Source organism: Acidaminobacter hydrogenoformans DSM 2784 (assembly GCF_900103005.1).
GTDB classification, from domain to species: Bacteria; Bacillota; Clostridia; order Peptostreptococcales; family Acidaminobacteraceae; genus Acidaminobacter; species Acidaminobacter hydrogenoformans.
Map to the genome: position 1 here is coordinate 48,608 of NZ_FMWL01000020.1, position 7,622 is coordinate 56,229.

Genomic DNA, 7,622 nt, shown 5'->3' on the forward strand with positions numbered 1-7,622 from the left:
GTCGGATGTGTCACCACCTTATTTTTTATCGTCGAACAAATCCGTCCGTATGTCGTAACCGTCTATAATACCAACGATTGCGGCGTCTATAGAGGATTTTGGTTTGTTGGCGGCATTTCTTGATGCAGTGCCTGTTGAATACATGACAAACTCACCAATGCCCGCGCCCACTGTATCCACAGCAATAAACGGTTCACCAATGGGTTCTTTGCTCATGTTCACAGGCTGTGTCAGAAGGAGCTTGCTCCCGACAAGGCCCTCTTCCTTTCGTGTTGCAACAATCGTACCAATGACAATGGCTGTTTTCACCTGTAATCTCCCCTAACGCTGCCTTTTGTCGACGATTTCAACACCCATAGACTTTGCGAGATCTTTCGCAAGGGGCGTAATCATCATGCCCTTTTCAATGACGATCTGACGGTTCGTGGCTGAGAGCGACCTGAGCCACGCTTCCGTGATCACGCGAGGTGTCTCTTCGCTGACTGTAAGACTGCTTTTCTGGTGCCTTGGTCTCACCTCAGAATTACCAGCGCTGCCCCTCTTGGAAGCCGGCAGCTGATCTCTCATGAGAACCGAGTCGTAATCATGATGCTCGATTATTGAGGCACCGTATTCCGCTAGCGTTTTGATATGACCTTCCATGACTTTTTTCATCTTTGGATTGCCATCAATGGAAAACCAGGCATGTCGAATCGAATCCGTGTTGACAATGACTCGAACCTTCTGCAGTAAAAACTGCCATAGCAGCATGGATGGAAAATCATCCTGAACACCCACTGCCACTTTGGCAAGGGTATTCTGCGTCAGATTCGGCAAAATGACAACATCCGTATTACGGACCAGACCTTGTACACCCTCGTAACAGTCGCCCGTGATCAGCCTATAGGGCTGAACCACTGACTCAACCGTATCTTTGCCCACCAGATGCTCTGCCGCCTTAGACATGACCACCGTCAGCAAATAACCGCTTTCTCTGAGCTTTACGAGGCTTTTAAATGCACTGTCCATGGAAATGTCACTGCCAAGCAGAAGGACAGTAATTTTACGGTCTTTCAGATCCGAAGCTTCCAGGTCGACCGGTTTAACGGACGAGCCTTCAAAGACCGGGAGCGCCATGTCCTGAAAGACTTTTTTCATAAGCTCTTTATTGGACAATGTGATACCTCCCTTTCAGGGCTGATGAATCAGCCGCTGAGTTCACTCTAAACGTTGCCGAGAATGACGCGCTCAACTTCAGAGTGCGGTCTAGGAATAACGTGGACAGAGAACAGCTCGCCAACGCGGGCAGCGGCGTCTGCGCCTGCATCCGTAGCAGCTTTGACAGCACCTACGTCGCCTCTTACCATAACTGTAACGAGACCAAAGCCAATTTTTTCGTATCCTACGATTGTAACGTTAGCTGCTTTAACCATAGCGTCTGCTGCTTCAATTGCGCCTACGAGACCTTTAGTTTCAATTAATCCCAATGCCTGACTCATACTTTTTCCTCCTCAAATGTGGGTTTTTTATGTGTTTACGCGCGTCGAGCGCGGAGATCCTCAGACGGCTCCTCAGATGACGTTTCAGTCTCCGACTTCAGCCCGCTGTCTGCCGCAGCTTCATCCAGTTCCTCCGGAGCCTTCTCCTGAGGCGATTCACCTTTATCTTTTCTGAACATTTCAATCAGCTTGTCCACATCAGAGTGGGGACGCGGTATGACGTGGGATGAAACGACTTTGCCAACAGCGCTGGCAGCCATAACCCCTGCGTCTACAGCAGCCTGAACGGCTGCGACATCACCGACAATGCTGACGGTCACACTGATGATCTTGTCGACACCTATGACTTTCTCGACACCGACGCACTGCACCTCCGCCGCTTTGATAGCTGCGTCCAGGGCAGCCGCGGCCGTTGTCAGCCCTACGGTCTCCATTAAGCCAAGTGCTCCTCCAGTTTTCACATTAACACCTCCATGGGACGTAATCGATTACTTGAGACGACCAAGCAGCTCGTCCAGCGATACTGCCCGACCATGGACGACGTTTGAGTTTTTATCTGCTACCGGTTTTGAAGCTTTGGTCTGCCCGCCTTTTCTTGCCTGAGCTACCGCGTTCAGATCCATGGCCTTGACCGTTCTGTCAGTGTTTCTGTCAGTGGCCCTGTCACTGGTTCTGTCACTGGTTCTGTCCGCTGCCTGGCCTTTCTTGTTTAAAATATCAGACAGCATTGCCGCTTGACGCTCTGTCAGATGCGAGCTGGACGAGACTCCGGAAGCTTCTTTTGTCCCAGGTGAAGCGTCCACAAGGTCTTTGGCACATTTTTGAACAATATGGTCCATGATTTGTTTCGTCAAAATATTTGCCATTTCAACACCTCACATCAGTTGAAGAGCATGTCCATGCCCTCTTCAGGCCGCGGAATCACGTTGATGCCAATGACCTGTCCCATGCCGCCCGCTTCTTCTCTGGCGGCTTCGACGGCTGCTTTGACAGCCGCGACATCCCCTTCGATAATAACCGCAACAACGCCGGATCCAACAACGTTGAAATCCTTAACTACGACATTGGCTGCTTTAACCATGACATCCGCAGCGTAGATGGCGGCGACAAGGCTACGGACTTCAAAAAATCCGAGTGCTTTCTTCATGTATTATGCCTCCTCCAACGCTTATAGATTGGGGAAAAATTTCTTCAGATCAATGCTTTCATACCCTGGAATACGGGCCTTTTCGAAGCCTTTGCCGAGTTCTCCAAGAGGTTTGGTCGCATCAATGCCGACTTTGTCTGACGTCATCTCAAGCAGATGTGAAGGATCAAGTCCCGTCCCATTCGCGCCTGCTATGATGAAGACATCCTTTGATGCCTGTACGCGGGCGGCAATTGCCCCCTCTACGTCTCCCGGGTCAAAGACGTCAATGTCATCATCCACAATGACGACATGCTTGATATCCTTACTGCTGCCAAGAGCAGCAATGGCTGCTGCCTTGCCATCCCCAGGACTTTTCTTGTTGATGGAAACCACGGCATGGAACCTGCAGCCCGCACCTATGGTCACATTGACATCCTTGACTTTGACGATTCGCGAAACGTGGGCGTAGACTTCAATGTCGCGAATGAGTCCGTTGCTCAGATGTTCTTCCTTGCATGGTGCTGAAATCTGGAAAATTGGCTGGTTCCGGTGCATCACCGCGCTGACGCGGATGACAGGATGCTTGGCTACAGAGCCATAATAGCCCATGAGCTCACCAAACGGCCCTTCCGTCACTTCCTCGTTATACGGAATGACACCCTCAATAACAATCTCCGCATAGGCAGGTACTTCAAGGTCTATGGTATGACATTTGACAACGTCAAGAGGCTCACCTCTGAGTCCGCCGTCATAGTCATACTTGTCTACGCCGTACAAATCACTGCCCAGCTGCGACGCTAAACAGAAGTAATAATCATAGCCCAGCACCACTGCGACTTCCAGATTCTTTTTCTGCGCACGCGCCTGCTTTATTTTATCACTTAAAAAGGGCGACGTCACCAGCGCGCTGATATTATTGCCACCATTAAATTGAAAGCGCCGAATAGACGTATAGATCTTGCCATCATCCGGGTCACGAACAACCATAACACCAGCGGTTATAAAACTGGATGAGTCAAGCTCGTGAAATGTCGGAAGCGGGAAGATCTTGCCAATGTCAATATTTCGCGTTATTATGTTCTCTTTTACCGGACCATCAGAAAGCAGTCTTGGGGGAATTGTCCGGTTGACTGCGTTCATATACTTGAAAATGCGCTCTTCCCGGGTCGTTCCCGTGAAATCATAAAACATTTCCCGGTCGCCGAACATACCGCCTATGATAGGCATTTTATGTCCCTTGACGCGATTGAAGAGTACAGGCGTCGTGTTTCCCAGTTTTTCAAGAATGCCGCCTATTTCAAATTTTGGGTCCGCCTCAACATTGCACTCCAGGAGTCCATACTGGTCCCGAAGCTTGCCGAGGCACGCTCTGAGCATTTGTTTTTCCAAATGCAGCACCTCCTCGTGAGGGGATAGTTTTAATGCCAGCGCTCATACAGCTTCGAATCTATGTCAAGCTGATCGAGGATCCGCCCGACCATGATGTCCACAATGTCGGCAATGGTTTCAGGAAGATGGTAAAATCCCGGTGATGCCGGCATGATGGTTACGCCAAGTCTTGCAAGCTTCAACATGTTTTCGAGATGAACGGCACTGAGGGGTGTTTCTCTTGCTACGAGTACCAGCTTACGTCCTTCTTTGATCGTTACGTCCGCGGCGCGGTGGATCAAATTGCTGCTGATGCCATTTGCTGTCGCAGCCAAGGTGTTCATGGAGCATGGCACAATGATCATCCCGTCTGTTTTGAACGAGCCGCTGGCGATGGCGGCCGCCAAATCATCATTCTGGTAATAGTATGAAGAAAGTGCCTTGACCTCCTCCAGACTGAAGTCACATTCATGCTTCAGGTTGTAAGCGCCCATTTTGGAAACGACGACATGGGTCTCAACACCCATCTGCTCCAGGGCCTTAAGGAGGGCAACTGCATAGATCATGCAGCTGCCGCCCGTAATGCCAATTATGAGCCGTTTAGTCAAGTGAATTACTCGACTTTATTCTCAGCGTCGCCGCCGCCGAGCCATGGATCTTCACCTTTTTCCCAAGCAGCCATATACTCATCAAGGGTCATGACTTTTGTAAAGATAGAGAGGTCGACTAGGCCATGCTCGTGCATTTCTTCCGTTTTGGAAGCCACACAGTCGCTGAGGGTGATGACTTTGTATGCGTTCGCAAGAGCGTCAGCAGCTGTGGAACGGACGCAGACGTTTGTCCAGACGCCAGTGACGACGACTGTATCAAGGTTCTCTTCCTTAAGATAAAGGTCGAGGTCTGTGTGCTGAAACGCGGAGTGTCTGCGCTTTGGAATTTTGTACTCTTCGCCCTCTGGATAAAGCTCAGGGATGAAATCAGAGCCCCAAGTGCCTGCGATAGCGTGGACAGGACGAACGCGAAAGTCTGCGTCGTTCTTTCTGTGCGCTTCCTGGATGTGAATCAGCTGAATGTCATCATTGCCCTGGGCGTTGCGCTCGCGAACCCACGCAAACAGTTTTTGCAGTGGCGCTATGATGTCGTCCCCACCCGGGCAGCGCAGCATAGCTTTTTCACCAATAAAGTCATTGAGCATGTCGATAACGACGATTCCATGTCTTGGCATTTTTTCAGTCTCCTTTTCTGTCAATAATAATTTTTGAGTAGCCTATGTGATCCGGTGAGAGCAGGCAGGCAAAAAGCCTGCCGCTCCCGCCGAGTTCAAACACAAAGCGGTTTGTATAAATTTTAGTCAATCACGTTGTTGATGTTTCTTCTGTGATAGTTGTTGAAGAAGTCAGCACCAATCGCTTTGTAGTTCTCGAACTGGAGCTTGTTAGGAAGCACCTGGATGCTCTGGCGCTTGACGAACTGACCAAAGCCAGGCTCGACGAGGATCTTGCCTTGTACTTCATTTGGCTCTTCATGATAAACAGAAGTGCCGCGAAGAATTGTATGGGCGACCTTGCCTTTAAGCTTCAATCCGTGAAGTGGTGTATATTTATTTTTCATGAAGGAAACATCTTTGTCGATCGCCCACTCTTTTTCGAGGTCAATAATCGTAAGGTCTGCGTCAGAACCAATGTTCATAGAGCCCTTCTTAGGATAGAGTCCGTAGTGGATTGCTGCGCTCTTGCTGAGTACTTCGACCGTTCTCTCAAGGGTCAATCTGCCTTTATTGTAGCCTTCGCTGATAATGATGTTGACCATTGTCTCAGAGCCTGAGATGCCAGGGAACGCTGTCCAGATGTTCATGCCAGGAGCGTCTTTTTCAACAGCGGCATCATCATTGTCTTTGTTGGCCTGGATCTTATACGGCGCGTGGTCCGTAGCGACGAAGTCGACACTGCCGTTAGCGAGGCCTTCCCAGAGCTCAATGTTGTCTTGAGTGGTTCTGAGCGGCGGCGCGATTTTGGCGTAAGCACCGTATTCTGACATAGCTTCTGGCGCATTGAGGACGAGATAGTGCGGGCAAACTTCTGAAGTAACCTTCAGGCCGCGCTTTTTAGCTTCTCCAATGAGTCTTGCGCCCATACCTGTGGACATATGAACGACGTGGTAACGCGCACCCGTCTCTTCAGCGAACGCGATCCCGAGCTGGATGGCTGCTTTTTCAGCGAGCTCGAGTCTTGCTTCTGACCATGCTGGTCCGTCCAGGCGACCTTCTGCCTGATATTTTCTGACATAGTAGTCACACATTGCGAAGTTTTCAGCGTGAACGCCGACTGCAACGCCAGTTTTTTCAACTGCTTTGAAAACCTCATGCATTTCAGGGTCAGTAACGCGGTTAAAGGTTGGAACGGAAGGGGTCATATAGACTTTGAAGGCGAGGACGCCGGCGTCAGCCTGAGCCTGGACATCCGCGAGCTTGCCGTCTCGAACCATGTCGCCCGTTGCGCCGCCCCAGAGGCCAAAGTCGACAATAGCTTGCGGCTTGATAGCGTCGAGCTTCTCGTTCATGGAATCGACATCCAGAACAGATCTTGGGAAAGAGCAGCAAGGCATATCAATAATGGTTGTCAGGCCACCCGCCGCTGCTTGGCTTGTACCAGTCAGGAAGGTTTCACGGTGTGTAAAGCCCGGATCCATGTAGTGCGTGTGGGAATCAATACAGCCAGGGAGGACAAGCTTTCCGCCAGCGTCTACATAACGCTCTGCCTCAAGGCCCTCGACAGACTCCAGGAATCCTGCGATTTTCTCATTCTTGACCAGGATATTGGTCATCAGGGTGTCGTTTCCATTCATTGCTGGAATTAGCGCGTTCTTGACAATTAAATCATACTTCATGTTAATTTGACGCCTCCTTTTAAATGGTTGGACAATAGTTTAGAACAGGCCTACAATTTCTCCGCTTTCGAGGATGTCAATGTGGTTCGCGGATGGCACCTTAGGCAGACCAGGCATTCTCATGATCTCCCCCGCAAGGGCTACCAGGAAGCCCGCGCCTACGGACGCCTTGACTTCGCGCACGGTGATCTTGAAGCCGCTTGGTCTTCCAAGCTTCGTTGGGTCATCTGTCAAGGAGTACTGCGTCTTCGCCATACAAATTGGAAGGTGACCTACGCCGTCTTCTTCAAACTTCTTGATATCTTTAAGTGCTTTGGACGTAAACTCTACGCCGTCCGCACCGTAGATCTCTCTTGCGATCTTCTCGATCTTCTCCACTGCCGTGAGGCTCAGGTCATACAGCGGCGCGTAAGCGGATTTGCCGCTCTCTGCCACTTCGACGACTTTCTTCGCAAGCTCTACGCCGCCTTCGCCGCCCTTTGCCCAGACTTCGGACAGAACGACGTTGACGCCCAGCTCATTGCAGCGGTCTTCGACGAACTTGAGCTCTGCTGGTGTATCAAGCGGGAACGCGTTGATGGCCACAACCGCAGGCACACCATGCTTTTGAACGTTCTCAATCTGCTTCTCGAGATTCGCGAAGCCTTTAGCCAGCGCTTCAAGGTTCTCAACATTAAGGTCCGCCTTCTTCACGCCGCCGTGGTTCTTCAGCGCGCGCACCGTTGCCACGATTACTGCCGCAGCTGGCTTCAGGTCTGCCT

At 50.7% G+C, this 7,622-nt stretch carries 11 protein-coding genes; all 11 read right to left on the reverse strand.

What is annotated here, in order from left to right; genetic code table 11:
• Nucleotides 1-18 precede the first annotated feature (18 nt).
• The gene (locus BLP63_RS14210; RefSeq protein WP_092592726.1) at nt 19-309 is read right to left on the reverse strand and encodes a EutN/CcmL family microcompartment protein; all 291 of its coding nucleotides are present in this window, start codon (nt 307-309) and stop codon (nt 19-21) included.
• 12 nt (nt 310-321) lie between these two features.
• Nucleotides 322-1,155: a flavoprotein gene (locus BLP63_RS14215; RefSeq protein ID WP_092592728.1), complete on the reverse strand. Its 834-nt coding sequence runs from the start codon at nt 1,153-1,155 to the stop codon at nt 322-324.
• 47 nt (nt 1,156-1,202) lie between these two features.
• Complete coding sequence (locus BLP63_RS14220; RefSeq protein WP_092592730.1) at nt 1,203-1,478, reverse strand: BMC domain-containing protein; 276 nt, start codon at nt 1,476-1,478, stop codon at nt 1,203-1,205.
• A gap of 35 nt (nt 1,479-1,513) precedes the next feature.
• Nucleotides 1,514-1,939, reverse strand: coding sequence for a BMC domain-containing protein (locus BLP63_RS17350; protein ID WP_330387173.1), 426 nt, complete (start codon nt 1,937-1,939; stop codon nt 1,514-1,516).
• A gap of 27 nt (nt 1,940-1,966) precedes the next feature.
• A complete protein-coding gene (locus BLP63_RS14230) occupies nt 1,967-2,344 on the reverse strand; it encodes a hypothetical protein (protein WP_092592732.1) in 378 nt (125 codons plus the stop codon).
• Between the two features lie 14 nt (nt 2,345-2,358).
• On the reverse strand, nt 2,359-2,625 hold the full coding sequence (locus tag BLP63_RS14235) for a BMC domain-containing protein (protein WP_092592734.1): 267 nt from the start codon (nt 2,623-2,625) through the stop codon (nt 2,359-2,361).
• Between the two features lie 21 nt (nt 2,626-2,646).
• Nucleotides 2,647-4,005 (reverse strand): UbiD family decarboxylase, encoded by a 1,359-nt coding sequence (locus BLP63_RS14240; RefSeq protein ID WP_242870928.1) that lies wholly within the window; start codon nt 4,003-4,005, stop codon nt 2,647-2,649.
• 20 nt (nt 4,006-4,025) lie between these two features.
• Entirely contained in the window at nt 4,026-4,583 is a 558-nt protein-coding gene (locus tag BLP63_RS14245; protein ID WP_092592738.1) for a UbiX family flavin prenyltransferase, read from the reverse strand.
• Between the two features lie 5 nt (nt 4,584-4,588).
• A complete protein-coding gene (locus tag BLP63_RS14250) occupies nt 4,589-5,200 on the reverse strand; it encodes a cysteine hydrolase family protein (RefSeq protein WP_092592740.1) in 612 nt (203 codons plus the stop codon).
• Between the two features lie 122 nt (nt 5,201-5,322).
• Nucleotides 5,323-6,861 (reverse strand): dihydroorotase, encoded by a 1,539-nt coding sequence (locus BLP63_RS14255; RefSeq protein ID WP_092592742.1) that lies wholly within the window; start codon nt 6,859-6,861, stop codon nt 5,323-5,325.
• Between the two features lie 39 nt (nt 6,862-6,900).
• Nucleotides 6,901-7,622: formate--tetrahydrofolate ligase (locus BLP63_RS14260; RefSeq protein WP_139159842.1), on the reverse strand; the 722-nt coding region annotated here is incomplete at its 5' end.